The organism is Mesorhizobium sp. M1A.F.Ca.IN.022.07.1.1 (genome assembly GCF_003997575.1).
GTDB lineage: Bacteria > Pseudomonadota > Alphaproteobacteria > Rhizobiales > Rhizobiaceae > Mesorhizobium.
Genome location: NZ_RZST01000052.1, coordinates 1 through 22,738, shown reverse-complemented (window position 1 = coordinate 22,738; position 22,738 = coordinate 1). Strand labels below are relative to the sequence as shown.

The window sequence follows — 22,738 nt, the reverse complement described above, 5'->3', positions numbered from 1 at the left end:
TTGCTCGACCGTGTAGCCTGGCGTCGGTCCGTGCGCGGCAAGCCGCGCCTCCAGGCCCTCGCGCGCCTGGCGCGCGAGCTCGGCGGCTTCCGCCTTCTCGGCGGCGTCCTTGTCGGCGGAGTCGGCGCCGGTGAAACGCGGCAGGATCGGGCTGCGGTTCTTCGGATAGTAGGAGCAGCGCATGGCGATCTCGACCGTGTTGTCGATCGCTTCCGGCAGGTCGGAGAACAGCCGTGCCATCTCGGCCTGGCCGCGCAGGAAATTGTCGGGCGAAAGCCGCCGGCGATTGTCGGCGGCCACCACCGAGCCTTCGGCGATCGCAATCAGCGCGTCATGCGCCTCATAGTCTTCGCGCTTGGAGAAGAAGGCCTCGTTCGTCGCGACCAGCGGCAGTTCGTGGGTATAGGCAAGGTCGAGCGTCGACTTTTCGACCATGCGGTCATAGCCGGCGACCCGTTCCAGCTCGACATAGAGACGGTCGCCGAAAAGCTCTTTGAGGACCAGCAGCCGCTGTTCGGCCAGGTCGCGGCGGTCCGCCTTCAGCGCGCTGCCGATGGGGCCGCGCGGGCCGCCGGTCAGGCATAGCAGGCCATCGCGATGGCTCTCCAGCATGGCGCTGGTCATGTGCACCGGCTCGCCGGGCGGCGTTTCCAGATAAACCTTGCTGATCAGCCGGACCAGATTGGCATAGCCGGCCTCGCTGGCGGCGATCAGCACGATCGGCGACATCTCGGGACCGTGCCGGCGGCGGTCGCGTTGGGCGTCGCTCGTTTCGCCGGAAAAGACCAGATCGACCTGGCAGCCGATGATCGGCTGGATACCGTCCTTGACCGCTTTCTGGGCGAATTCGAGCGCGCCGAACAGATTGTTGGTGTCGGTCACTGCGATCGCCGGCGCTTCATCCTTGACCGCGTGGCCGACGATGGCGCCGAGCTGCAGGGCGCCCTCGAGCAGCGAATAGGCTGAATGCACGCGCAGATGGATGAACCTCCGCGCAGGCGTCTCCGGCTGCGTAGCCTTCACGACAGCTTCGCGCTGCAAAGGGTCGCGTGGAAGTCGTTCATCCGCCATGTTTTTTCGCGCTATCTCAAGGACTCATCCGTGCAGATGTATTGTCCCGGACGCCGCGATGCCAGTCCAGTACAATCGACCGCGAACCACAAGCTTGCGGCCTATGTCGCCCTGGGTCAGGCGAACTCCATGATCACAGCGTCGACCGCGAGGCTGTCGCCCGGTTTGGCGTTAAGCTTCGCCACGGTGAGGTCGCGCTCCGCGCGCAGCACGTTCTCCATCTTCATCGCCTCGACCACGGCCAGCGTCTCGCCGGCCTTGACGTCTTGGCCCTCGGCGACGGCGATCGACACCACCAGTCCTGGCATCGGGCAAAGCAGCATTTTCGAGGTATCCGGCGGCAGCTTTTCCGGCATCAGCCTTTCCAGCTCCGCCGTCCGCGGCAGCATGGCTTGAGCCGTCACCGACATGCCCTTCCAGGCGATACAAAGGCCGTTCAGCACCGGCCGGACCTGCGCCGCGATCCGGTTGCCGCCGACCCTGCCGCGCCAAATCGGGTCGCCCGGCCGCCAGTCGGAAGCGACCGTCAGCGGCTCGCTGCCATTGATCGAGAGATCGATCTCCATCGGGATCGAGACCATGCCGTCGAGGATGCCGGCGCAAAGATAGTCCGCGCCGATCTTCACCACCCAGTCGCGCTTGAGATGGCCCGAATGCGGTGCCAACCGGCCGCTGAGCCGGTCGAGCCGGTCCCGCCGCAGCAGCTCAATCGCGGTGGCGATCGCGGCGAATACCGCCCTCTCCTCACCGTCCGGTTCGACCGGCGCGAAACCGTCCGGATACTCCTCGGCGATGAAGCCGGTGGAAAGCCGCCCCTCGCGCCAGCGCGGATGCTGCATCAACGCAGCGAGGAACGGAATGTTGTGCTCTATGCCGTCGACGACAAAACCGTCCAGTGCTTCGGACATGGCATCGATAGCCTCGAGCCGCGTCGGCGCCCAGGTGCAGAGCTTTGCCACCATCGGGTCGTAGAACATCGAGATCTCGGCGCCTTCGGCAACGCCGGTGTCGTTGCGGATCACCACATCGCCGAACATGCCCTCTTGCGGCGGCCGGTAGCGCGTCAGCCGGCCGATCGAGGGCAGGAAATTGCGGAACGGGTCCTCGGCATAGAGACGGCTTTCCACCGCCCAGCCGTTCAGCTTCACCTCGTTTTGCCTGATGCCGAGCTTTTCGCCGGCGGCGATGCGGATCATCTGCTCGACCAGATCGATGCCGGTGACGAGCTCCGTCACCGGATGCTCGACCTGTAATCGCGTGTTCATTTCAAGGAAATAGAAGTTCCTGTCCTTGTCGACGATGAACTCGACCGTGCCGGCGCTCTGGTAATCGACGGCTTTCGCCAACGCCACAGCCTGCTCGCCCATGGCCTTGCGCGTCTTGGCGTCGAGGAACGGCGACGGCGCTTCCTCGACCACCTTCTGGTTGCGGCGCTGGATCGAGCATTCGCGCTCACCCAGATAGAGCGCATTGCCATGCGCGTCGGCCAGCACCTGGATCTCGATATGGCGCGGGTCAACGACGAATTTCTCGATGAAGACGCGGTCATCGCCGAAGGAGCTTTTCGCTTCCGAACGCGCGCGCTCGAAGCCGTCGCGCACTTCCGCACTGCTCCGGGCGATGCGCATGCCCTTGCCGCCGCCGCCGGCCGAGGCCTTGATCATCACCGGATAGCCGATCTCGCCGGCAATCCTTTCGGCGTGGTCGGCATTTTCGATGACGCCCAGCCAGCCGGGCACGGTCGAAACCTTGGCCTGGCTGGCGAACTTCTTCGATTCGATCTTGTCGCCCATTGCGCGGATCGCCTTGGGCTTCGGTCCGATGAAGATGATGCCTTCCTTTTCCAGCGCTTCGCAGAAAGAGGCGCGTTCCGACAGGAAACCATAACCCGGGTGCACCGCTTTGGCGCCGGTTTCCTTGCAGGCGGCGATGATCTTCTCAGGCACTAGATAGCTCTGCGCCGCCGGCGACGGGCCGATATGCACGGCCTCGTCGGCCATTTCGACATGCACGGCGTCGCGGTCGGCATCCGAATAAACCGCGACCGTGGCGATCCCCATCTTGCGCGCCGTCTTGATCACGCGGCAGGCGATCTCGCCGCGATTGGCGATCAGGATCTTCTTGAACATTCGGATGTCGTTCCTCCGGCGAAGCCGTCCAGTTCTATGGACAATCCCGACGCGCCTCAAGTGTCTGCAGCCCCTGCCCTTCGGCGCTCGATGCTTTTGCAAGAAGCGGCGTCGAAAAACGTCGCAACAGACGTTGGCCGCCACCTTCGAACCCGGTAAGGTGGTGGCGAGCGCAAGAAAATGGCAGGCGGTATTCGCCTCGCCGGGCAGGCTCGACGGCCTGCCATAAAGCTGAGACTTTTAAGATTGCCTTGGGAGGAATGCCTCATGAAAACGCGTGCCGCAGTTGCCGTTGGTGCCGGAAAGCCGCTGGAGATCATGGAGGTGGATCTTGAGGGGCCGCGCGAGGGCGAGGTGCTGGTCGAGGTCAAGGCGACCGGCATCTGCCACACCGACGAGTTCACGCTCTCGGGCGCCGATCCGGAAGGCATCTTTCCGGCGATCCTCGGCCATGAGGGCGCCGGCATCGTCGTCGATGTCGGCAAGGGCGTGACCTCGGTCAGGAAGGGCGACCATGTCATCCCGCTCTACACGCCCGAATGCCGGCAGTGCCCGTCCTGCCTGTCGCGCAAGACCAATCTCTGCACCGCCATCCGCGCCACGCAGGGACAGGGCCTGATGCCCGACGGCACCTCGCGCTTTTCGGTCGGCGGCGAGAAGCTGTTCCACTATATGGGCTGCTCGACCTTCTCCAACTTCACCGTGCTGCCGGAGATCGCGGTCGCCAAGGTCAATCCCGACGCCCCCTTCGACAAGATCTGCTATATCGGCTGCGGCGTGACCACCGGCATCGGCGCTGTCATCAACACCGCCAAGGTCGAGCAGGGCGCTACGGCCGTCGTCTTCGGCCTCGGCGGCATTGGCCTCAACGTCATCCAGGGCCTTCGCCTGGCCGGCGCCGACATGATCATCGGCGTCGACTTGAACAACGACAAGAAGGCCTGGGGCGAGAAGTTCGGCATGACGCATTTCGTCAATCCGCAGGAGATCGACGGCGACATCGTGCCTTACCTGGTCAACCTGACCAAGCGCGGCGCCGACCAGATCGGCGGCGCCGACTACACTTTCGACTGCACCGGCAACACCAAGGTGATGCGCCAGGCGCTGGAAGCCTCGCATCGCGGCTGGGGCAAGTCGGTCATCATTGGCGTTGCCGGCGCCGGCCAGGAGATTGCGACGCGGCCCTTCCAACTGGTCACCGGCCGCACCTGGATGGGCACCGCCTTCGGCGGCGCGCGCGGCCGCACCGACGTGCCGAAGATCGTCGACTGGTACATGGAGAAAAAGATCCAGATCGATCCGATGATCACCCATACGCTGACGCTCGACGACATCAACAAGGGTTTTGACCTCATGCATGAGGGCAAGTCGATCCGCAGCGTCGTGGTTTACTGAAGCAATGCCGCATCGGTCGTGGGCTGGAGCCCGCAACCTTTGCGGCTCAACATGGGAGGAAGGACGAATGGCGGAAAAATTGCATCCGAAGATCGACAACGGGCTGCCGAAGGAAAGTGCTGCCTTTTCCGGCGGCACGCTGGTCTGTCTCTGCACCAGCAACCCGGTGAAGGTGAAGGTCAAGGGCCAGATCGCCCACAACCATGCCTGCGGCTGCACCAAATGCTGGAAGCCGGAAGGCGCGGTGTTCTCGGTCGTGGCCGTTGCCGGCACCGGCGACGTCACTGTGGCCGAGAATGGCGACAAGCTGAAGGTGGTCGACCCGGCAGCGCTGATCCAGCGCCATGCCTGCACCAGCTGCGGCGTGCACATGTACGGCCCGGTCGAGCGCGACCATCCCTTCAAGGGTCTGTCCTTCATCCATCCCGAGCGTTTCGAGGAGGACGGCTGGTCGCCGCCCGGCTTTGCCGCCTTTGTCTCCTCCATCATCGAAGCCGGCGTCGACCCGAGCCGCATGGACGGCATCCGCGGCCAGCTGAAGTCGATTGGGCTCGAACCCTATGACTGCCTCAACCCCGCCCTGATGGACTACATCGCCACCTGGACGGCGAAGAAGTCGGGAGCCTTGGCGGCCTGACGATTGCGGGATTTCTGGTAAAGGGCCGGCCAACGCCGGCCCTTTGCACATTTGGAGAGACGATGCCAGCACCCATCATCTATGTCGATGCCGATGCCTGTCCGGTGAAGGCCGAGGTCGAGAAGGTGGCGGAGCGGCACGGCGTCGTGGTTACCTATGTCTCCAATGGCGGCCTGCGCCCGTCGCGCGATCCGATGATCCGCAATGTCGTAGTCTCCAAGGGCGCGGACGCTGCGGACGACTGGATCGTCGAGAACGCCAAACTCAACGATGTCGTGGTGACGGCCGATATCCCGCTTGCCGCGCGCACGGTGGCGCTCGGCGCGCATGTGCTGGGACCCACGGGCCGTCCCCTCACGCCCGAGACCATCGGCATGGCGGTGGCGATGCGGGATTTGAAGCAGCATCTGCGCGAGACCGGCGAAAGCCGCGGCTTGAACGCCGCCTTCACGGCGAAGGACAGGTCAAACTTTCTCGGCGAGCTCGACCGCATCTTGCGGCGGGCGCTCAAATCCGCCACACCCGGCTGACCCGAAGCCCTTTGAGAACCGGCCATGGGCGACGACATATCCCTCAACACGCCGATCCACCGGCACGTGCAGTTCGCTTTGGCTGCGGCCATCGGCATTGTCGCGCTGCTTCTCGCCCTGATGCTGGGGGCGCCGCTGCCCTACTCCATCGGCGCCAACCTCTTCTTCGCCGCTTACACTCTTCTGGTGCTGGTCGCGATGCCGAGGCTCACCGTCCGTTACCTGAGCAAGAACGCGCGTGCCACGGACCTGCCGGTGCTGCTGATTTTTGCGGTCACGCTCCTGGTCGTCGGCCTCGCCATCGGCTCGCTGTTTCAACTCATCAACCAAAAGGCTGCCGCGCATCCGCTGGAGGTTCTGTTCGCGATGCTGTCGATCCCGCTTGGCTGGTTCACAATCCATGCCATGGCGGCGCTGCATTATGCGCATGTCTACTGGATGGACGGCGACGAGATCGACGAGAAAACCAGGAAGAAGAATCCGGTCGGCGGCCTCGATTTTCCCGGCGGCAAACGCCCGGAAGGCTGGGATTTCCTGTATTTCGCGACCGTCATCGGCATGACTGCGCAAACCGCCGACACTGGGATCACGACCTCGCGCATGCGCCAGGTCGTGCTCGTCCATTCGATCCTGAGCTTTTTCTTCAACACGGTGATCGTCGCCGCCGCGGTCAATCTCGCGGTCAGCCTGGGCAGTCCATAATAAATCCGTGATCGGATGAAACAACGCTTGGGCCGGAGACGTATTGGGAGGAGAACAAGGCTCTGAGAGGCCGCAGACGAGCGAGCCGGGAGGACACCAAGATATGGAGACCGTCGCCAGAAGCGAACCCTCCGCCGAGGTGGAAGCATCCGCGCCGAAGGACCCGACGCTGATTTACCGGCAATCGCGCTGGACGCGCCTGACCCATTGGCTCTGGGCGTTCTCGCTGTTCTTCATGCTGCTTTCGGGCCTGCAGATCTTCAACGCGCGCCCGCAACTCTACATCGGCAAGGAATCGGGCTTCCAATACAACAATACGATCCTCGAGATCGGCGCCGAAAACACAGACGGCGGACCGCGCGGCTTTACCAAAATCTTCGGGCATCGCTTCGACACCACCGGCGTGCTCGGCTGGTCCGGCCCTCCCGGACAGGAAACGCCGCGCGCCTTTCCGTCCTGGGCGACGATCCCGTCCTACTACGACCTCGGCACGGCCCGCGTCGTGCATTTCTTCTTCGCCTGGGTGCTGAGCGCAACCCTGCTCATTTGGCTGATCGCGAGCCTGATTAACGGCCATATCCGCCGCGATCTTGCCCCTCGCCTGGATGACTTGCGCAAGCTGCCGCGCGACATTCTCGACCATGCGAGGCTGAAATTCCACCATGCGCGCGAGTACAACACGCTGCAGAAAATGACCTATGGCGGCGTGCTCTTCGTGCTGTTGCCGCTGATGATCATCACCGGGCTTGCGATGTCGCCGAGCATGAACTCGGTGCTTCCCTGGCTCAATGAAATCCTGGGCGGTCGGCAGACGGCTCGCACCATCCACTTCATTGTCATGGTGTTGCTCGTGCTCTTCTTCGTCGTCCATATGCTGATGATCGTGGCTGCCGGTCCGATCAACGAGCTGCGCTCGATCATCACCGGCTGGTATCGCACCGACCCGCCCGCAAAGCACGACCAGGCAACCGAGAGGAGCGCCTGACATGGCAAAATTCCCGATTAGCCGCCGGAAGTTCTTGACCTCCGCCAGCCTCGGTCTGTCAGGCATCGCGCTGTCCGGCTGCGATGCCTTCGACAGCGGTCTGGGCGTCGGCAGCGGGCTGCGCAGCTTCCTCGAAAACGCCAACGGGCTGACATACCGCGCGCAGCGCCTGCTTGCCGGCCGGGACGCGCTGGCACCGGAATTCAGCGAGGCCGACATCCGCCAGCCGCAGCGGCCGAACGGCGTCACCGCGCCTGACGACGACACCTATAGGGGTCTTCTCGCCAACAATTTCGCCGACTGGCGCCTGGAGGTGACCGGCCTCGTCGAAAAACCGCTGTCGCTCACCCGCGAGCAGTTGCAGAACATGCCGAGCCGCACCCAGATCACCCGCCACGACTGCGTTGAAGGCTGGAGCTGCATCGCCAAATGGACCGGCACACCTTTGTCGCTGGTGCTCGATCAGGCCATCGTCAAGCCGCAGGCGCGCTACGTCATGTTCCATTGCCTCGACACGATCGAGCAAAGCCTGTCTGGCGACATCAAATATTACGGCAGCATCGACCTGATCGATGCCCGCCATCCGCAAACGATCCTGGCCTACGGCTTGAACGGCAAGCCGCTGCCGGTCGAGAACGGCGCGCCGCTGCGGGTGCGGGTCGAGCGCCAGCTCGGCTACAAGATGCCGAAATATCTCTACAAGATCGAGCTGGTCGACGGCTTCGCCAATGTCGGCGGCGGTCGCGGCGGCTATTGGGAAGACAATGGCTACGACTGGTATGCCGGTATTTGATGGCGCTTCGCCTGCAGGCCGAGCACGATCTTGCGTCAGCCGAGTTCAACGCGATTGAGAAAAGCCTCACGGCGACAATCGGCCATTCCAACATCATCCTTTGCAAGACGATGGCCTCGGGCGACTAGGCCGCCTTGCTGGGCCGCCGTTCAGACCAGATCGGGTGTTGTCATCGGCGTCGGCTGCCGAGAGATATGTCGCTGGGAGGTGACAAGGTGTCGCCGACGGGCTATGGATGGCGCGTCGAGGGCTCAGGTGACTGAGTCCTACCTGTTTGCGGGAGAGAACAGCGCAAGCTGTCGCCGAAGGGGAAATCGCCCGAAATCTCTCAGGCAAAAGAACCGTGGACGGGAAAGACAACTCTGGAAAGTCGGGAATCTTCCCGCGCCGAAGGTGTAAGCGCTGCCGACAGAGTTACGGGGCGCGAGTCTCTCAGGCTTCAGACAGAGGGGCACGGACTAGACCGCTAATGGCGGTCGATTGCGTGCGACTCTGGAGAAGACATGACCGGCGAAGACACCAAACATCTACCCCTCGAGGATTTGCATAGCGCCGCGGGCGCGCGTTTCGGCGCTTTTGCCGGCTGGTCGATGCCGCTGACCTATCCGGCCGGCGTGATGAAGGAGCACCTCCACACGCGCGAGCATGCCGGCCTGTTCGACATCTCGCATATGAAGCTGTTCGAGCTCGGCGGCCCGGGCGTCGCCGCCCTACTCAACCGCGCCTGCCCGCTCGACGCCGGCGCGATGGAAATTGCCCAATCCAAATATACCTTCTTCCTGAACGAGGCCGCCGGCGTCATCGACGACTTGATCGTCACGCGTCTTGACGATGGCCGATTCATGGTGGTGGCCAACGCCGGCAATGCGGCCGAGGATGAAAGGCATCTGCGTGCGTTGGCCGCGGATTTCGATGCCAAGGTCGAGCCGCTCGACCGCGTCTTCCTGGCGATCCAGGGCCCGGATGCCTGGGCGGCCCTTTCGCGAGCCGGTATCGAAACGGGTTCGCTGCTGTTCATGCATGGTGTCGAGCCCCGGCAACACTGGTTCATGAGCCGCTCCGGCTATACCGGCGAGGATGGATTCGAGATCGGGCTGCCGGAAGCGGATGCCCGCGATCTCGTCGGCAACCTGCTGCAGGACGAGCGCGTGCAATGGATCGGCCTTGCCGCCCGCGACAGCCTGCGGCTTGAGGCAGGGCTCTGCCTGCATGGCCAGGATCTGACACCCGAGACCGATCCGGCGAGCGCCGCTTTGATGTGGGCGATCCCTAAGGAGCTCCGCGCTTCCGGTCACTTCATCGGCGCCGACGCGCTGCGCTCGATCCTCGAGCGTGGGCCGTCTCAGAAGCGCGTTGGCCTAAAACCCGATGGTCGTCAGCCGGTGCGCGCCGGCGCCGCGCTTGTCGATGCCGACGGCAATGCGGCAGGTCACGTGACCTCGGGCGGCTTCGGGCCGTCGACGGGCCACCCGGTCGCCATGGGCTATGTCGACAATGCGCTGGCCAAGCCCGGCAACAGACTGTTCGCCGACGTCCGCGGGACCAGGATCCCGATCGACGTCACTTCGCTGCCCTTCACGCCACATCGCTACCGCAAAGGATGATATTCCGATGGCAAATACCTATTTCACCGAGGATCATGAATGGCTGCGCGTCGAAGGCGGCGTCGCCACCGTCGGCATCACCGACTATGCGCAGGAGCAGCTCGGCGATCTCGTCTTCGTCGAACTGCCGGAAATCGGCCGCAAGCTCGCGAAGGGCGACACTGCAGTAGTCGTCGAATCCGTCAAGGCGGCCTCTGACGTCTACGCGCCGGTCGACGGCGAGATCACCGAAGCCAACACAGCACTGTCGTCGGACCCTTCATTGGTCAATTCGGCGGCGACCGGCGATGGCTGGCTCTGGAAGATGAAGCTTTCCAACGCAAGCCAACTCGACAGCCTCATGGACGAGGCCGCCTACAAAGCCCATATCGGCTGATACCAGGATCTTGGAAATGACCGCAGCACCCATTCCTTTCTCGGCCCGTCACATCGGCCCCAGCGTCAACGATATCAGGGCCATGCTTGCCACCATCGGCGTTCCGTCCGTCGAAACGCTGATCAGCCAGGCCGTGCCGAGATCGATCCGCCTCGACCTGCCGCTCAACCTGCCCACTCCGGCCAGCGAGGCCGAAGCACTGGCCGAATTGTCGGCGATGATGGCGAAGAACACGGTGCTGAAGAGCTTCATCGGCGCCGGTTATCACGGCGTCCATGTGCCGCCGGTCATCCAGCGCAACATGTTCGAGAACCCGGCCTGGTACACGGCCTACACGCCTTACCAAGCCGAGATCAGTCAGGGCCGGCTGGAGATGCTGTTCAATTTCCAGACCCTGGTTGCCGAGCTGACCGGCCTGCCGGTGGCGTCGGCATCGCTGCTCGACGAGGCCACCGCCGTTGCCGAAGCGGTCGGCATCGCACTGCGCCATCACCGCGACAAGCGCACCAAGGTGGCGCTTGCCGGCACGCCGCATCCGCAGACGCTCGATGTCGTGCGCACCCGCGCCGAACCGCTCGGCACCGAGGTCGACGGCGAGACCATCGACGACAACACCGCCGCCCTGCTCGTCTCCTGGCCGGACACTTTCGGCGTCTATGGCGACCACAAGGCGGCGATCGAGAAGGCCCGCGCCGCTGGCGCTCTGGTCGTCTTCATCGCCGACCCGCTCGCGCTTACGTTGACGGATGCGCCGGCCAAGCTCGGTGCCGACATCGCCGTCGGTCCGATGCAGCGCTTCGGCGTGCCGATGGGCTTTGGCGGCCCGCACGCGGCCTATTGCGCCGTCTCCGACAAGCTCACCCGTCTAATGCCCGGCCGCCTCGTCGGCCAGTCGACCGACAGCAAGGGCCGCCCGGGCTATCGCCTGGCGCTGCAGACGCGCGAGCAGCACATCCGCCGCGACAAGGCGACCTCCAATATCTGCACCGCGCAGGCGCTGCTCGCCAACATGGCGACGGCCTATGCGATCTGGCACGGTCCCGCCGGTTTGCAAGCGATCGCGGAGCGCGTCCACACTCTCGCCAACCGCCTTGCGGTGGGGCTGAAGACAGCGGGCGTGGCCGTTCTCGGAGCACATCGCTTCGACACTGTGACGGCGGAAGTGAAGGGCAAGGCAGCGGCAATAGCCGCCGCCGCCGAGAAGACTGGCCGGCTGCTGCGCGTCATCGATGCCGACCACGTCGGCATCGCCTTCGACGAGACCTCGACCGAAGCCGACCTCGAAGCGATCGCGGCGCTATTCGGCGCCAAGCCCGGCACGGTGGCAGCCGGCTCGATGCCCGGTAAGCCGCGCGGCAAGGAGTTCCTCACCCAGCCGGTTTTCCACGAGAACCGCTCCGAGACCGAGATGATGCGCTTCCTGCGGCGGCTGGCCGACAAGGACCTCGCGCTGGACCGCGCCATGATCCCGCTCGGATCCTGCACCATGAAGCTCAACGCCGCCGCCGAGATGATGCCCGTGAGTTGGGTGAATGTCGCCAACCTGCATCCCTACGCGCCGGCCAGCCATTCGGCCGGCTACCGGGCCATGGTCGGCGACCTGGAGGCCTGGCTGTCGGAGATCACCGGTTTCGACGCGGTCAGCCTGCAGCCCAATGCCGGCAGCCAGGGCGAATATGCCGGCCTGCTCGCCATCCGGGCCTATCACCGCGCGCGCGGCGAAGGCCACCGCACCGTGTGCCTTATCCCGTCCTCCGCGCATGGCACCAATCCGGCGAGCGCAGCGATGGCGGGAATGAGCGTCGTGGTCGTGCGCTGCGCAGAGGACGGCAGCATCGACATGGATGACATGCGGGCCAAGGCCAACGAGCATTCCAAGAACCTCGCGGCGCTGATGTTCACCTATCCCTCGACGCATGGCGTCTACGAGGAAGGCGCGCGCCATCTCTGCGCTCTCATCCACGAGCATGGCGGCCAGGTCTATTTCGACGGCGCCAACCTCAACGCCCTGGTCGGCCTCGCCCGCCCCGGCGATATCGGCGCCGACGTCTGCCACATGAACCTGCACAAGACCTTCTGCATCCCGCATGGCGGCGGTGGCCCGGGCGTCGGCCCGATCGGCGTCAGGGCGCATCTGAAGCCCTATCTGCCGGGCCATGTCACGGAAGGTTCGGCGCATGCCGTCGCCGCCGCGCCCTTCGGCAGCGCTTCGATCCTGCCGATCACCTGGATGTATATCCGCATGATGGGCGGCTCCGGGCTGAAGCAGGCCACCGAGACGGCGATCGTTTCGGCCAACTATGTGGCGACGCGGCTCGCGCCGCATTTCCCCCTCCTCTACAAGGGCAGGAGCGATCGCATCGCCCATGAGTGCATTCTCGACACCCGCGTGCTCAAGGAGAGCGCCGGCATCAGCGTCGACGACATCGCCAAGCGCCTCATTGACTACGGCTTCCACGCCCCGACCATGTCGTTTCCGGTTGCCGGCACGCTGATGGTCGAGCCGACGGAATCCGAACCCAAGCGCGAACTCGACCGATTCTGCGAGGCGATGATTGCGATCGCCGGCGAGGCGGCGAAGGTGGCGAAGGGCGAATGGCCGCTCGACGACAACCCGCTGGTCAACGCCCCGCACACTGCCGCCGAGGCATTGGCAGGCGCATGGCCGCATCCATACTCGCGGATGGAAGCAGCCTACCCAGCGGGTGACGTTGATCTGGCAGCAAAATACTGGCCGCCGGTTTCGCGCATCGACAATGTCGCCGGCGACCGCAACCTGGTCTGCTCCTGCCCGCCGCTGTCGGAATATCTCGGCGCCGCAGAGTAGACGGTAGGGCAAGTTAGGCCGAGCGCAGGGCTGGCTCGCTATCGGGCTGGTCCTCCTGGCGTTGGGCGATCACGCGGTTTCGCCCGGCGCGCTTTGCGGCGTAGAGCGCGGCGTCCGCCTCAGCCAGCACCTCGTCCAGGGTCCGGCCATCGGGGGCGCCAAATCCCATGCCGCCGCTGACGCTGCTGCGCAACGGACCACGTTGAGTCGGAACGATTTCGGTGCCGAAAGCGACCCCGATCCTGCTTGCCATATCGTGCGCCTTTTCCGGCGTCATGCGCGATAGGACGAGCGCGAACTCCTCACCGCCTAGCCGGAAGGCATCGACCCCGGCCCTGCCATATTTCTTGATCACCGCCGCGAAGCGGCAAAGCACCTGATCGCCGACGGGATGGCCGAAGACATCGTTTGTGGTCTTGAAATGGTCGAGGTCGAACATCGCGATCGCCATGAACGGACCGAAGCTGCGACCGCCGTAAAGCTCGTTGAGCGCCCTGCGGTTCATCAGGCCGGTCAGCGGATCGGTCATCGTCGCGGCCTTGAGCTCGATCTGCGCCTGCAGATGGTGCAGCGAAAGCGTCAGCGCGCCGAAGCCGGTCATGCAGGCGACCGCGACGACGGAGTTCAACCGCTCCGCCCAGTTGTCTGGCGCGGCGCCTAGGACCCATTGCCCTTGCACCAGCAGCACCAGGCCGCACAGCGCGAAGGATATCCCGCAGGCGCCGCTGAGAAACGAAACGACGAGCAGTATCCGGCGGTCGTGATCGCCCTTCATCCAGAACATCGTTCCGATCGCGCCGAGCAGCGCCGTCACCGTCGAATAGGTGATCAGAAAGCCGACGCCATCGAAGCCGAAATAGGTGACGAGGGCGCAGGCGGCGATCGCTGCCAGCGCCGGCACGATGGCGCGGCGATAATTGCGGATGCCGAGATACTGCATCGCTGACAGACAGATGACGAGGAACCCAAGGCTGAGCAGGACGAGCACCATCTGGCAGAGCCACGGGTTGGCTTCCATGGCATAGCGCCAGAACAGGACGATATGGGCAACGAGCACGAGTATGCCGCAAGCGACCGTAAGCACGAAACGCGCCTGCGGCGCGGTGAGCCAGATCGCGAGCATCGTTACGCTGAGGCATGTGCCCGACAGCGCCGCCGCGAGCAGGAGCGAGCTGAAATCCAACATCTCTGAAGATCTGCCGTTGGGGAGACTCGTTGCTTCCTCAATGTAGGTTGTAGAGGCGTGGCGCAAACCCTTTTCGGCCGGTGTCCGCTGCTCGCTCGACAAAGGGTTTACAAAGCGTCGACATGTCCGCTGAAACTACGGCCCGGTTCCGCGGCGGGACGAGCCGGAAGCGGATCAGCTCTTGTCGAGCAGCGCTAGGTTGGCGTTGACCACGGTCTGGTCGGCGAGACCGGCCTTGGCTTCGAGCAGCAGCGCCCTTGCCTTCTTCTTGTTGCCGCGCAGGAGCTGCGAATAGCCCATATTGTTGACGATCTGCGGCTTGCGCCCGGCGACCCTCAGCAATTGCGCATAGGCGCGGTCGGCGAAGTCGAAGCGGCCGAGCTCGTCATAGGAGGCGGCAAGCCCCATCCAGGCTTCGGCATTGTCTGCCTTGAGCTCCACCGCTTTGCGGAAATGCTGTTCTGCGAGACCGAAATTCGCCTCCCGGAATTGCGCCTTGCCCTCCGTCAGGTCGGCGGCGCTGATATCCTTGGCCGTCGCCTGGATCGCGGTGGTCTTGGTCGTGTCGACGCTGCTGTTCGTCGTGCAGCCGGTGATCATCAAGACGGCCGCCAATACCGCCGCTGCCGTGGAAAGTCTGTGACGCATGCCCTGCCCCGTCGCCCGATTTGCCGGGTCGTTCTTCAGCAAGGACCATACAGGAGAGCGATTAAGCTTCGGTGCCGAAATGCGCCTAAATTTCAGTTGCTTGCAAAGGATGCGTTAACCAGCACCGCCGGCCTCAGTGCGACGTCAGCCTTACGACGATCGGGATGATGGCGACCATCAGCACCACCGGCAGGATGCACACCGTCACCGGGACCGACATCTTGGCCGGCAAGGCATGCGCCTTCTCCTCGGCAAGCGACATGCGCTTGTGGCGCATTTCGTCGGAAAAGACACGCAGCGCTCCCGACAGGCTGGTGCCGAGCTCCTTGGACTGCTGCAGGAGCGTCGCGAAGGAGCGCACCTCGTCGAGGCTGAGGCGATCGGCGAGCGCTTTCAGCGCATCGTCGAGGCTGCGGCCGGCCCTCAGCTCCAGCGACACAAGCTGCAGGTTTTGGCTGAGCGACGGATAGGTCCTGGCGAGTTCCTTCGAGACCCGCTCGATGCCGGCCTCCATGCTCATGCCCGCGTCGGAGCAGACGATCATCAAATCCATGAAGTCGGGAAAGCCATTGCGGTATTCGCGCATCTTTTCCCGCACCTTCTGCGTCAGCACCAGGCCGGGCAGGAAATAGCCGGCCGCTCCCGACAGGATGATGAAGGTCCAGCGGCTGGTCACGGTCGATTCGGCGCTGGCCGCCCAATGGTTGACCAGGAACGCCCCAAGCGCCATTCCGACCAGCGCGGCAAAACGGATCAGGAAGAACGTACCGACGGCGCGCGGCTCCATGTAACCGGCCTGGATGAGCTTCATGCGCAGTCGCGCGACATTCTCCGGATCGCTCTTGGCATAGAATTCCTGCGCCCGCCTCACCGCCTTCTCGCGCACGGCGTTCGCGTTCTTCCTGGGTGCCGGCTCGGGCTGCTCGATCGGCTGCGCCGCCTCGACCTTCAGCCGGCGCTTGACCTCGTTGCGGTCGCCCTGCGCGACGACCAGCGGCCAGGCCACCGCGCCGCCGCCCATCACCAGCAGCAGCACAGCCACCGGCATCAGCGATGTCGGCGCTAGCGAGGCAAGGAAGCGGATGACCTCGTCCATTTCAGAACCTGAAATTCGACATCTTGAACATGATGGCATTGCCGAGCAGGAGCCACAGGATCGAGCCGCCCAGCATGTACCAGGTCTTCGGTATCCCCCACACCTCGCGATAGAATTGCGGCATCAGCACCATGATGGCGGTGAACAGAAGCACCGGCACGGCGGTCAGGATATAGGCCGACATGCGGCCTTCGGTCGAAATGGCGCGCACCTTGCGCCGCAGCTTGCCGCGCTCGCGGATGGTCGACGACAGGCCGTCGAGGATCTCGCGCAGATTGCCGCCGGAGCTGCTCTGGATCGAGACTGCGGTGACGAACAGCGGCAGGTCCTCATGGCCGACGCGATCGAACAGGTTGTTGAGCGCTGAAACCAGGTCCGAGCCATAAGTCACTTCGTCGGCCACGACGCCGAACTCGGTGCCGATCGGATCGGCCATCTCGCGCGCCACCATCGCGATCGCCACCGGCACCGGGTGGCCGGCCTTGAGGCCGCGCGTGATCAGCTCCAGCGCTTCCGGCAATTGCATGCCGAAGCGCTTAAGCCGGCGCTTGCGCAGAAAACGCATCGCCATAACCGGCAAGACCGGCACCAGCACAGGAAGCAGGACCAGCCCGAACAGCAAAGGCAGGCCGTACCAGACGGCGAAAAGCGCCAGAGTGAACGCTGTCCCCGACGTGATCGTGAGGAATTTGGGCATCGGCATGATCATGCCGGACTGCGTGCGCAAGGCGCGAAAGCGATCGAAAGAAAGGAGGGGCGTGCCCTCTTCCATGCCGCGCTCCTTGCGCAGCTGGATCAGCACCTGCTCCTGGCTGATCTTGTTCTCCGCCAGCTTCATGCGGCGATTGATCGCCGTGCGCTTGTCGCTGCGGCCGGCATAGAGCAGGTAGCAGCCTTCGGCGATCATGATGCCGGTGAGCGCCGCCGCCGCGTAGACGGCATAGATCGGGCTGAATCCCTCGAGCACCGGCTACTCCTGCGGCCGGCCGGGTTCGAAATACTTGCCCGGAAATTCGATGCCCATGTTGCGCAGGTCCTCGAGGAAGCGCGGTCGGATGCCCGTTGCCTCGAAATGGCCGACGATCTTGCCGTCCGCCTCCATGCCGGTGCGCACGAAGCGGAAGATCTCCTGCATCTGGATGACGTCGCCTTCCATGCCCGTCACCTCGGCGACGCTGGTCACCTTGCGCTTGCCGTCGGACAGGCGTGTCAGCTGCACGATGATGTCGATGGCGCTCGCGATCTGGCTGCGGATCGACTGCACCGTCATCGGCATTCCGGTCATGCCGAGCATTTGTTCGAGGCGCGATATTGCGTCGCGCGGCGTGTTGGCGTGGATGGTCGCCATCGACCCTTCATGGCCGGTGTTCATAGCCTGCAGCATGTCGAAGGCTTCCTCGCCACGGCACTCGCCAAGGATGACGCGGTCGGGCCGCATGCGCAGCGCGTTCTTGACCAGATCGCGCTGCTTCAGCTCGCCATGACCCTCGATGTTTGCCGGGCGCGTTTCCATGCGCGCGACATGCGGCTGCTGCAGCTGCAACTCGGCGGCGTCCTCGATGGTGATCAGGCGCTCGTCCTCGGGAATGAAGGCCGACAAGGCATTGAGCATCGTCGTCTTGCCGGTGCCGGTGCCGCCGGAGATGATCGTCGTCTTGCGCGCATGCACGGCCGCCGCCAGCACCTCGGCCATGTTCTGGGTGATGGCGCCGAACTCGACCAGTTTGTGCAGACCGAGCTTGTTCTTGGAGAATTTGCGGATCGACACCAGCGGCCCGTCGACGCCGACCGGCCTGATCGCGGCGTTGAAACGCGAGCCGTCGAGCATGCGGGCGTCGACCATCGGCTGCGATTCATCGACGCGGCGGCCGACGGCCGCGACGATTTTATTAATGATCCGAAGCAGATGCGCCTCGTCCTTGAACGGGATATGGACCTGCTGCAGCTTGCCTCGCTTTTCGACGAAGCAGTTCTGATGGCCGTTGATCAGGATATCGTTGATCTCCGGATCCTTGAGCAGCGGCTCCAGCGGGCCGAGACCCACCATCTCGTCGACGATGTCGTCCACCAGCGCGTCCAACTCGGCGGTGTTGATCGCCATTCGCTCCTGACGGGTCTTTTCCGAGACGAATTCATGCACCTGGCGGCGCATTTCGTCCTTGGGCAGCCGCTCCAGAGCGACGAGGTTGATTTCTTCGAGCAGCATGCGGTGGATGCGCACGCGCGCGTCGAGCACCTTGTTGGCGCTCTTTGCGGGTGCTGCTTCCAGCTTCGGCGGCGCCGGCTTGCGGGTCGTCGGAATGACCACGGCGTGATGCGCAACGGGCGCGGGTTCGGGCGCCCGCAGCGGACGGACATCGCGATTCTGCAGGTTGGAGAAGCGACTGCTCATCCTGCTTTCCTCTTCAAGAGGCCCTTGCCGAGGCCGAACAGCGACTTCGATTTTGCCGTCGTCGCCACGGCCTCCTCGGGCAGGATGATTTTCTTCAGGTCATTGACGACATTGGCGTTCGGATCGATGTCGTGCAGCGGCACGCCGCGGTCGACGGCCTCGCGCACCAGCCGGTAGTTGTTGGAGATGCCGCCGACGAAGTGCTCGCCGAGGATATCCTGGACGTCGGCCTGCTTGATGCCGCTGTCGAACATCTTCTGCTCGAAACGGTTGACGATGACGTTGGGCTTCACTTCCTTGCCAGCCGTCTCGTAGATGGCCTGGATGAGACGCTGAGTGTGGCGCAGGCAAGGCACCGTCATCTCGGCCACGATATAGAGCTTGTTGGAGCCGAGCAGCACCGTCTCGGTCCACGGGAACCAAGTGCGCGGCATGTCGATGACGACATTGTCGAAATAGGCCGAGACGAGGTCGAGCATGCGCACCACGACATCGGTCTTGAACGAGCGCATTTCCGAAGGGCGCGTCGGCGCTGCCAGCACGCAGAGCCCGCTTGCATGCTTGGACAGCATGACGTCCAGCAGCTGCCGGTCGAGACGTTCGGGCTGGTTCTCGATTTCGGTGATGTCGAAGCGCGGCTCGAGGTCGAGATATTCGGCGCAGGCGCCCTGCTGGAAATTGAGGTCGACCACGCAGGTCGAGGCGCCGCGCGTCACCGAATGATGCAGCTGGAAGGCGGTCTGCAGGGCAAGCGTGGTGGTGCCGACACCGCCGGCGGCCGGCATGAAGGTGTAGATTTGCGATTCAGTGTTTTCCTCCCGCCCCGGCCCTTGAAGCGCGCGAATGACGGAACGCACCAGATCGGCGGTGGTGATCGGCTTTACCAGGAAGTCGGCGACTTGGAGCTGCACCAGGATGCGCACCGCCGCCGCATTGAATTCCTGCGTGACGACGACCACCGGGACGCGGCCTTCGATCCTGCGCATGATGCGCTGCAGCGACTCGATCTCTTCGAGCTTGGCCGCGTCCATGTCGACAATGACGGCGCCGAAATCGGTCTCCTGGACCTCGCCGCGCAGTTCGTTGACGCTTTTCTCGACCGTCAAAAGCTCGATGACCTCGGATGCAGCGAAAGCCGTCCGCGTATCCTGCGAAAACGCCCGATCGGTCGAAACGAGCAGGATCTTCTTGGTCTTGGTGCCCGATGCCATGGTCGTCAGCCCATCAGTCTGCTGTCGTTGATACCGATGTCGTTGAAGCCGGCGCCGCGCCGGCCTTCGCGCCCGCGGCATTGGCCGTGGAGCTCGTGCTCGGAGCCGGCACCAGGAGCCTGGTGTTCTGGACGCCGTACTGCCAGGGGTCGACCATCTGCATGGCTGTGTTGGACGCCTGGGCGTTGCCGGCGGCCGGAGACACGCCTTCGGTGCGCACATAGTCGTCGCTGGTGCAGCCGGAGAGCGCGCCGGCGAGCAGCAGAGCGATGCAAGGAGCCAGACGCATGGCTTCAGTCCTTCGGCAGATCGAGGAAATGGCCTGACGTGGTCGCCGTCACCGGACGGGCCCCGCTGCCGTCGGCCAGTGCCAAGGGGCGCTTGGGAGCGGAAGCGTCGACTTCCTCGGTGTTGTTCAGGAAGTAGTCGGCATTGCTTGGCGGCCGCGTTCCGTCGGTGGGCTCGACCATCTTCTTCGACGGGTCAACCGGTTTGACCAGGTAGGGCGTGACGATGATCACCAGATCGGTCTCGCGCCGCTGATAGGATTTCGAGGAGAACAGCGGACCGAGAACCGGCAGCTTGCCGAGCCCCGGCAGGCGCGAGGTGGTGATGTCGTTCTGCGACTGCAGAAGGCCCGCGATCATGAAGCTCTGGCCGTTTTTCAAGTCGACCGACGTCTTGGCGCGACGCACGATGAAGGCAGGAATGGAAATGCCGCTGCTGACTTCGATCGACGCGGAGGGATCGATCGACGAAACTTCGGGCGCGATATCGAGGCTGACCAGTCCACCCTTGAGCACGGTCGGCGTGAAATCAAGACCGACGCCGTATTTCTTATAGCTGACGCTGATCTTGCCGTTGTCCTCGGACACCGGGATCGGGAACTCGCCGCCGGCAAGGAAGCTCGCGGTCTGGCCCGAGCGGGCGATCAGGTTGGGCTCGGCCAGCCGCCGGGCGAGACCGCGCTCTTCCAGCGCCTTGATGGCGATGTCGATCGAAACCCCCTTGGAAAGCAACCGGCCGATGATCTCGCCGGTCCCGGCGGTCGGTACCGTGCCCGGGTCGATGATGACGTCGCGACCGCCGACGCCGAAGGCAAAGTTGGCCCCGTATTTGGCGCCGAGATCCTGTCCCGCCTGCCGGTTGATCTCGACGAAACGGACATTGAGCTGAACCTGCTGCGAGGACGAGATGTTGACCGAGTTGATCACTTCCTCATTGCCGGAGAAGCGCGACGCGATCTTGCTCGCCTTGTCGGCCGCGACCGCGTCTTCCGCCTCGCCCGAAAGCACCACGCGGCCGTTGGCCGAACCGACCTTGATCTTGGCATCCGGCACGCTGGCGCGGATGGTGTTGGCCAGTTGGTCGGTGTCCAGCGTCACCTCGATGTCGATGGTGCCGACGAGCTGCTTGTTCTGATCGAACAGCGCGATGCCGGTGGTGCCGAGATTGTTGCCCAGTACATAGAAGGACTTGTCGGTCAGCGGATTGACGTTGGCGATCTCCGGATCGCCGATGACGATTTGATAGAAGGCCGCGTTCGTCATGATCGTCTTGGGCTTGCCCTTGGCGACTTTGATCGAGGCGTTCTTGGTCGCCGAGACGTATACGACGTCGTTGTTTGCCTGGGCCGGCGCTCCAAAGGCCAGCATTCCGGCGGCTGCCAGAAAGGCGCCCGCCACCATAGCACGCAGAAGGCGCCGCCCTCTCGTCGTCCGTTCTTTGTTCAACACAGGCATTGTCCCGTTCCCGGCCGGTCCCCACCGGCTATTGTTCTTGTTCCTTGGAAGGAACGACGTCTCCGTCGGCGGGCTTGGATGGAACCTTGTATTCCTCCACCTTCGTGCCACGGGACACGATCACCGTCTTGAATTTTGGCTCCTCCGGCTCCTTCGCCACCGCCTTGACCAGCGAGGCGGCGCTTGCCTCGGCGCTCGTGGCAACCGAACCGCCGAAGGAAGAGATGGTGGTAAGCCCGTTGCCGCTGGCGCTGGCATCGGCGGCGGACCGCAAAGACAGCGACAAGGAGCCGACGGTGCGGGCGAGCGCTACCTTCTGCGCCCCTTCGTTGGTGACCTCGAGGGTCACGGAATTGGCGACCTGCGGCTCGGTCTTGCGCTCGTCCGCGCCCTGCCCGACCGAAAGCACCTTGGCGTCGGACACGACGATTTCGGACGTGACCGTCGAGCCGGCTGCCCCTTGCGCGTTCTTGGACACTTCCTGGATTTCGCCGGCATCGCGCGTCAGCACGACGTCGACCCGGTCGCCCGGCGTGATGAAGCCGCCGACGCCGGCGATCTCGTCGGTGCGGATGGTGACGGCCCGCATGCCCGGCGACAGCATGTTGGAAAGTGTGGCGCGGCCATTCGGTCCCGACAGCTTGGCGAGCAGCACCGGCTCGTTGACCTCGATCGGCGACAGCACGACGCGGCTGCCTTCGGCCAGCAGCTTGTCGACGGTCGGGAAGGCGCCTTGCGGCAGAGAATCCTGCGGCCACGGAATTTCGGTGAGTTGCGACCGGTCAAGCTGCATGCCGTAGCGCAGCGGCGCATTCGCCACGACGATGGTCTTGAACTCGACTTTGGCCTCGTGCGGCACCACGATCGATGCCGTCTTCTGCTCGGACTGGGCCCTCGCCTGGCTTTTGACCCAGAAGTCCGCGGCAAAGATCGAGATCGCGCCGAAAACGGCTGCGATGCCGATCATGGTTATGGCCCTGCCCTTCACAACGAAACCCCTGACGCCCCGTGGTCTTTTGTCGTTGAGGCTCACGCTAGGCGTTAATGTTAAAGAATCAGGAATCCGAAGGGGTGGAGCCCGCCCTATTTCCAGCGGCTTGGTTATCGAATGGTTTTGGAATAAGAGACAGTTTGATCCCTGAACGGAACAGGAACTCGTTCGCCCGCCAAAAGCGTGGCAGTATCGAGGAGTGATTCGCAGTACCGGACTTAATGGCTAGCATGGACGACACCAGCGATCTTTTCGGCAACCCGGAAAAGCAGCCCCAGCAAGTACGCGCGTCCTCGCGGCCGGCCGATCCGCTGGTGCAGGCCGCAAAGCGCTCGGCCGCCGCCCGCGACGGCAGCGAGAGCTACAGCGCCGCCGACATCGAGGTGCTTGAGGGGCTGGAGCCGGTGCGCCGCCGCCCAGGCA

22 protein-coding genes and 1 riboswitch are annotated in these 22,738 nt (G+C 64.0%); of the genes, 11 read left to right on the top strand and 11 right to left on the bottom strand.

The window, feature by feature from the left end; genetic code table 11:
- Nucleotides 1-1,071: PHP domain-containing protein (locus EOA75_RS08910; RefSeq protein ID WP_127324097.1), on the bottom strand; the 1,071-nt coding region annotated here is incomplete at its 3' end.
- 116 nt (nt 1,072-1,187) lie between these two features.
- Nucleotides 1,188-3,200, bottom strand: a complete 2,013-nt coding sequence (locus tag EOA75_RS08905; protein ID WP_127324096.1) for an acetyl/propionyl/methylcrotonyl-CoA carboxylase subunit alpha — start codon at nt 3,198-3,200, stop codon at nt 1,188-1,190.
- A gap of 267 nt (nt 3,201-3,467) precedes the next feature.
- Between EOA75_RS08905 and EOA75_RS08900 the strand changes: the two genes are divergently transcribed.
- From EOA75_RS08900 to gcvP, 10 genes are all read left to right on the top strand, one after another.
- Nucleotides 3,468-4,595 carry an S-(hydroxymethyl)glutathione dehydrogenase/class III alcohol dehydrogenase gene (locus EOA75_RS08900; protein ID WP_127324095.1) on the top strand — a complete coding sequence of 376 codons (1,128 nt, stop codon included), beginning with the start codon at nt 3,468-3,470 and terminating at the stop codon, nt 4,593-4,595.
- Between the two features lie 67 nt (nt 4,596-4,662).
- Nucleotides 4,663-5,232: an S-(hydroxymethyl)glutathione synthase gene (gene gfa, locus EOA75_RS08895; RefSeq protein WP_067000227.1), complete on the top strand. Its 570-nt coding sequence runs from the start codon at nt 4,663-4,665 to the stop codon at nt 5,230-5,232.
- Nucleotides 5,233-5,294: 62 nt separating this feature from the next.
- On the top strand, nt 5,295-5,762 hold the full coding sequence (locus EOA75_RS08890) for a YaiI/YqxD family protein (protein WP_127217010.1): 468 nt from the start codon (nt 5,295-5,297) through the stop codon (nt 5,760-5,762).
- A 24-nt stretch (nt 5,763-5,786) separates the two neighbouring features.
- Nucleotides 5,787-6,464 (top strand): DUF1345 domain-containing protein, encoded by a 678-nt coding sequence (locus EOA75_RS08885; RefSeq protein ID WP_067000220.1) that lies wholly within the window; start codon nt 5,787-5,789, stop codon nt 6,462-6,464.
- 103 nt (nt 6,465-6,567) lie between these two features.
- Nucleotides 6,568-7,449 carry a cytochrome b/b6 domain-containing protein gene (locus tag EOA75_RS08880; RefSeq protein ID WP_127217568.1) on the top strand — a complete coding sequence of 294 codons (882 nt, stop codon included), beginning with the start codon at nt 6,568-6,570 and terminating at the stop codon, nt 7,447-7,449.
- Between the two features lies 1 nt (nt 7,450).
- Nucleotides 7,451-8,242 (top strand): molybdopterin-binding protein, encoded by a 792-nt coding sequence (locus tag EOA75_RS08875; protein WP_127324094.1) that lies wholly within the window; start codon nt 7,451-7,453, stop codon nt 8,240-8,242.
- Nucleotides 8,242-8,370, top strand: a complete 129-nt coding sequence (locus tag EOA75_RS35565; protein ID WP_259979720.1) for a hypothetical protein — start codon at nt 8,242-8,244, stop codon at nt 8,368-8,370. The genes EOA75_RS08875 and EOA75_RS35565 overlap by 1 nt, the downstream gene beginning before the upstream one ends.
- A 139-nt stretch (nt 8,371-8,509) precedes the next feature.
- Nucleotides 8,510-8,596: riboswitch (glycine riboswitch) on the top strand.
- 149 nt (nt 8,597-8,745) lie between these two features.
- Complete coding sequence (gcvT, locus tag EOA75_RS08870) at nt 8,746-9,846, top strand: glycine cleavage system aminomethyltransferase GcvT (protein WP_127216325.1); 1,101 nt, start codon at nt 8,746-8,748, stop codon at nt 9,844-9,846.
- A 7-nt stretch (nt 9,847-9,853) separates the two neighbouring features.
- Nucleotides 9,854-10,222 (top strand): glycine cleavage system protein GcvH, encoded by a 369-nt coding sequence (gene gcvH, locus EOA75_RS08865; RefSeq protein ID WP_067000208.1) that lies wholly within the window; start codon nt 9,854-9,856, stop codon nt 10,220-10,222.
- Between the two features lie 16 nt (nt 10,223-10,238).
- On the top strand, nt 10,239-13,049 hold the full coding sequence (gcvP, locus tag EOA75_RS08860; protein ID WP_127324093.1) for an aminomethyl-transferring glycine dehydrogenase: 2,811 nt from the start codon (nt 10,239-10,241) through the stop codon (nt 13,047-13,049).
- A 13-nt stretch (nt 13,050-13,062) separates the two neighbouring features.
- On the opposite strand, the gene EOA75_RS08855 is transcribed toward gcvP, so the two are convergent.
- The 9 genes from EOA75_RS08855 to cpaB all read right to left on the bottom strand — a co-directional run bounded on the left by EOA75_RS08855 (nt 13,063) and on the right by cpaB (nt 22,291).
- Nucleotides 13,063-14,235: a GGDEF domain-containing protein gene (locus tag EOA75_RS08855; protein ID WP_127324092.1), complete on the bottom strand. Its 1,173-nt coding sequence runs from the start codon at nt 14,233-14,235 to the stop codon at nt 13,063-13,065.
- Nucleotides 14,236-14,409: 174 nt separating this feature from the next.
- Nucleotides 14,410-14,883 (bottom strand): hypothetical protein, encoded by a 474-nt coding sequence (locus EOA75_RS08850; protein WP_095802255.1) that lies wholly within the window; start codon nt 14,881-14,883, stop codon nt 14,410-14,412.
- A gap of 133 nt (nt 14,884-15,016) precedes the next feature.
- Nucleotides 15,017-15,979, bottom strand: a complete 963-nt coding sequence (locus EOA75_RS08845; protein WP_095829898.1) for a type II secretion system F family protein — start codon at nt 15,977-15,979, stop codon at nt 15,017-15,019.
- 1 nt (nt 15,980) lies between these two features.
- Nucleotides 15,981-16,946: a type II secretion system F family protein gene (locus EOA75_RS08840; protein ID WP_095802175.1), complete on the bottom strand. Its 966-nt coding sequence runs from the start codon at nt 16,944-16,946 to the stop codon at nt 15,981-15,983.
- A gap of 3 nt (nt 16,947-16,949) precedes the next feature.
- Complete coding sequence (locus tag EOA75_RS08835; RefSeq protein ID WP_095802174.1) at nt 16,950-18,371, bottom strand: CpaF family protein; 1,422 nt, start codon at nt 18,369-18,371, stop codon at nt 16,950-16,952.
- The gene (locus EOA75_RS08830) at nt 18,368-19,582 is read right to left on the bottom strand and encodes a response regulator/pilus assembly protein (protein WP_095779239.1); all 1,215 of its coding nucleotides are present in this window, start codon (nt 19,580-19,582) and stop codon (nt 18,368-18,370) included. The genes EOA75_RS08835 and EOA75_RS08830 overlap by 4 nt, the downstream gene beginning before the upstream one ends.
- A 13-nt stretch (nt 19,583-19,595) precedes the next feature.
- Nucleotides 19,596-19,871, bottom strand: coding sequence for a hypothetical protein (locus tag EOA75_RS08825; RefSeq protein ID WP_067328063.1), 276 nt, complete (start codon nt 19,869-19,871; stop codon nt 19,596-19,598).
- 4 nt (nt 19,872-19,875) lie between these two features.
- Nucleotides 19,876-21,237, bottom strand: coding sequence for a type II and III secretion system protein family protein (locus EOA75_RS08820; RefSeq protein WP_245466592.1), 1,362 nt, complete (start codon nt 21,235-21,237; stop codon nt 19,876-19,878).
- Nucleotides 21,238-21,352: 115 nt separating this feature from the next.
- Nucleotides 21,353-22,291, bottom strand: a complete 939-nt coding sequence (gene cpaB, locus EOA75_RS08815; RefSeq protein ID WP_127324090.1) for a Flp pilus assembly protein CpaB — start codon at nt 22,289-22,291, stop codon at nt 21,353-21,355.
- A gap of 254 nt (nt 22,292-22,545) precedes the next feature.
- On the opposite strand from cpaB, the gene EOA75_RS08810 reads away from it, so the two are divergent.
- The coding region (locus tag EOA75_RS08810) for a hypothetical protein (protein ID WP_164747325.1) at nt 22,546-22,738 on the top strand (193 nt) is incomplete at its 3' end.

Bases quoted from the DNA above. Each gene is read 5' to 3' on its own strand.
- EOA75_RS08900 (WP_127324095.1), top strand. From the start codon at position 3,468: ATGAAAACGCGTGCCGCAGTTGCCGTTGGTGCCGGAAAGCCGCTGGAG.
- gcvP (WP_127324093.1), top strand. From the start codon at position 10,239: ATGACCGCAGCACCCATTCCTTTCTCGGCCCGTCACATCGGCCCCAGC.
- gcvT (WP_127216325.1), top strand. From the start codon at position 8,746: ATGACCGGCGAAGACACCAAACATCTACCCCTCGAGGATTTGCATAGC.
- EOA75_RS08825 (WP_067328063.1), bottom strand. From the start codon at position 19,871: ATGCGTCTGGCTCCTTGCATCGCTCTGCTGCTCGCCGGCGCGCTCTCC.
- EOA75_RS08875 (WP_127324094.1), top strand. From the start codon at position 7,451: ATGGCAAAATTCCCGATTAGCCGCCGGAAGTTCTTGACCTCCGCCAGC.
- EOA75_RS08850 (WP_095802255.1), bottom strand. From the start codon at position 14,883: ATGCGTCACAGACTTTCCACGGCAGCGGCGGTATTGGCGGCCGTCTTG.
- gfa (WP_067000227.1), top strand. From the start codon at position 4,663: ATGGCGGAAAAATTGCATCCGAAGATCGACAACGGGCTGCCGAAGGAA.
- EOA75_RS08830 (WP_095779239.1), bottom strand. From the start codon at position 19,582: ATGGCATCGGGCACCAAGACCAAGAAGATCCTGCTCGTTTCGACCGAT.
- EOA75_RS35565 (WP_259979720.1), top strand. From the start codon at position 8,242: ATGGCGCTTCGCCTGCAGGCCGAGCACGATCTTGCGTCAGCCGAGTTC.
- EOA75_RS08835 (WP_095802174.1), bottom strand. From the start codon at position 18,371: ATGAGCAGTCGCTTCTCCAACCTGCAGAATCGCGATGTCCGTCCGCTG.
- EOA75_RS08820 (WP_245466592.1), bottom strand. From the start codon at position 21,237: ATGCTGGCCTTTGGAGCGCCGGCCCAGGCAAACAACGACGTCGTATAC.
- EOA75_RS08905 (WP_127324096.1), bottom strand. From the start codon at position 3,200: ATGTTCAAGAAGATCCTGATCGCCAATCGCGGCGAGATCGCCTGCCGC.
- EOA75_RS08845 (WP_095829898.1), bottom strand. From the start codon at position 15,979: ATGGACGAGGTCATCCGCTTCCTTGCCTCGCTAGCGCCGACATCGCTG.
- EOA75_RS08890 (WP_127217010.1), top strand. From the start codon at position 5,295: ATGCCAGCACCCATCATCTATGTCGATGCCGATGCCTGTCCGGTGAAG.
- EOA75_RS08885 (WP_067000220.1), top strand. From the start codon at position 5,787: ATGGGCGACGACATATCCCTCAACACGCCGATCCACCGGCACGTGCAG.
- EOA75_RS08855 (WP_127324092.1), bottom strand. From the start codon at position 14,235: ATGTTGGATTTCAGCTCGCTCCTGCTCGCGGCGGCGCTGTCGGGCACA.
- cpaB (WP_127324090.1), bottom strand. From the start codon at position 22,291: ATGATCGGCATCGCAGCCGTTTTCGGCGCGATCTCGATCTTTGCCGCG.
- gcvH (WP_067000208.1), top strand. From the start codon at position 9,854: ATGGCAAATACCTATTTCACCGAGGATCATGAATGGCTGCGCGTCGAA.
- EOA75_RS08880 (WP_127217568.1), top strand. From the start codon at position 6,568: ATGGAGACCGTCGCCAGAAGCGAACCCTCCGCCGAGGTGGAAGCATCC.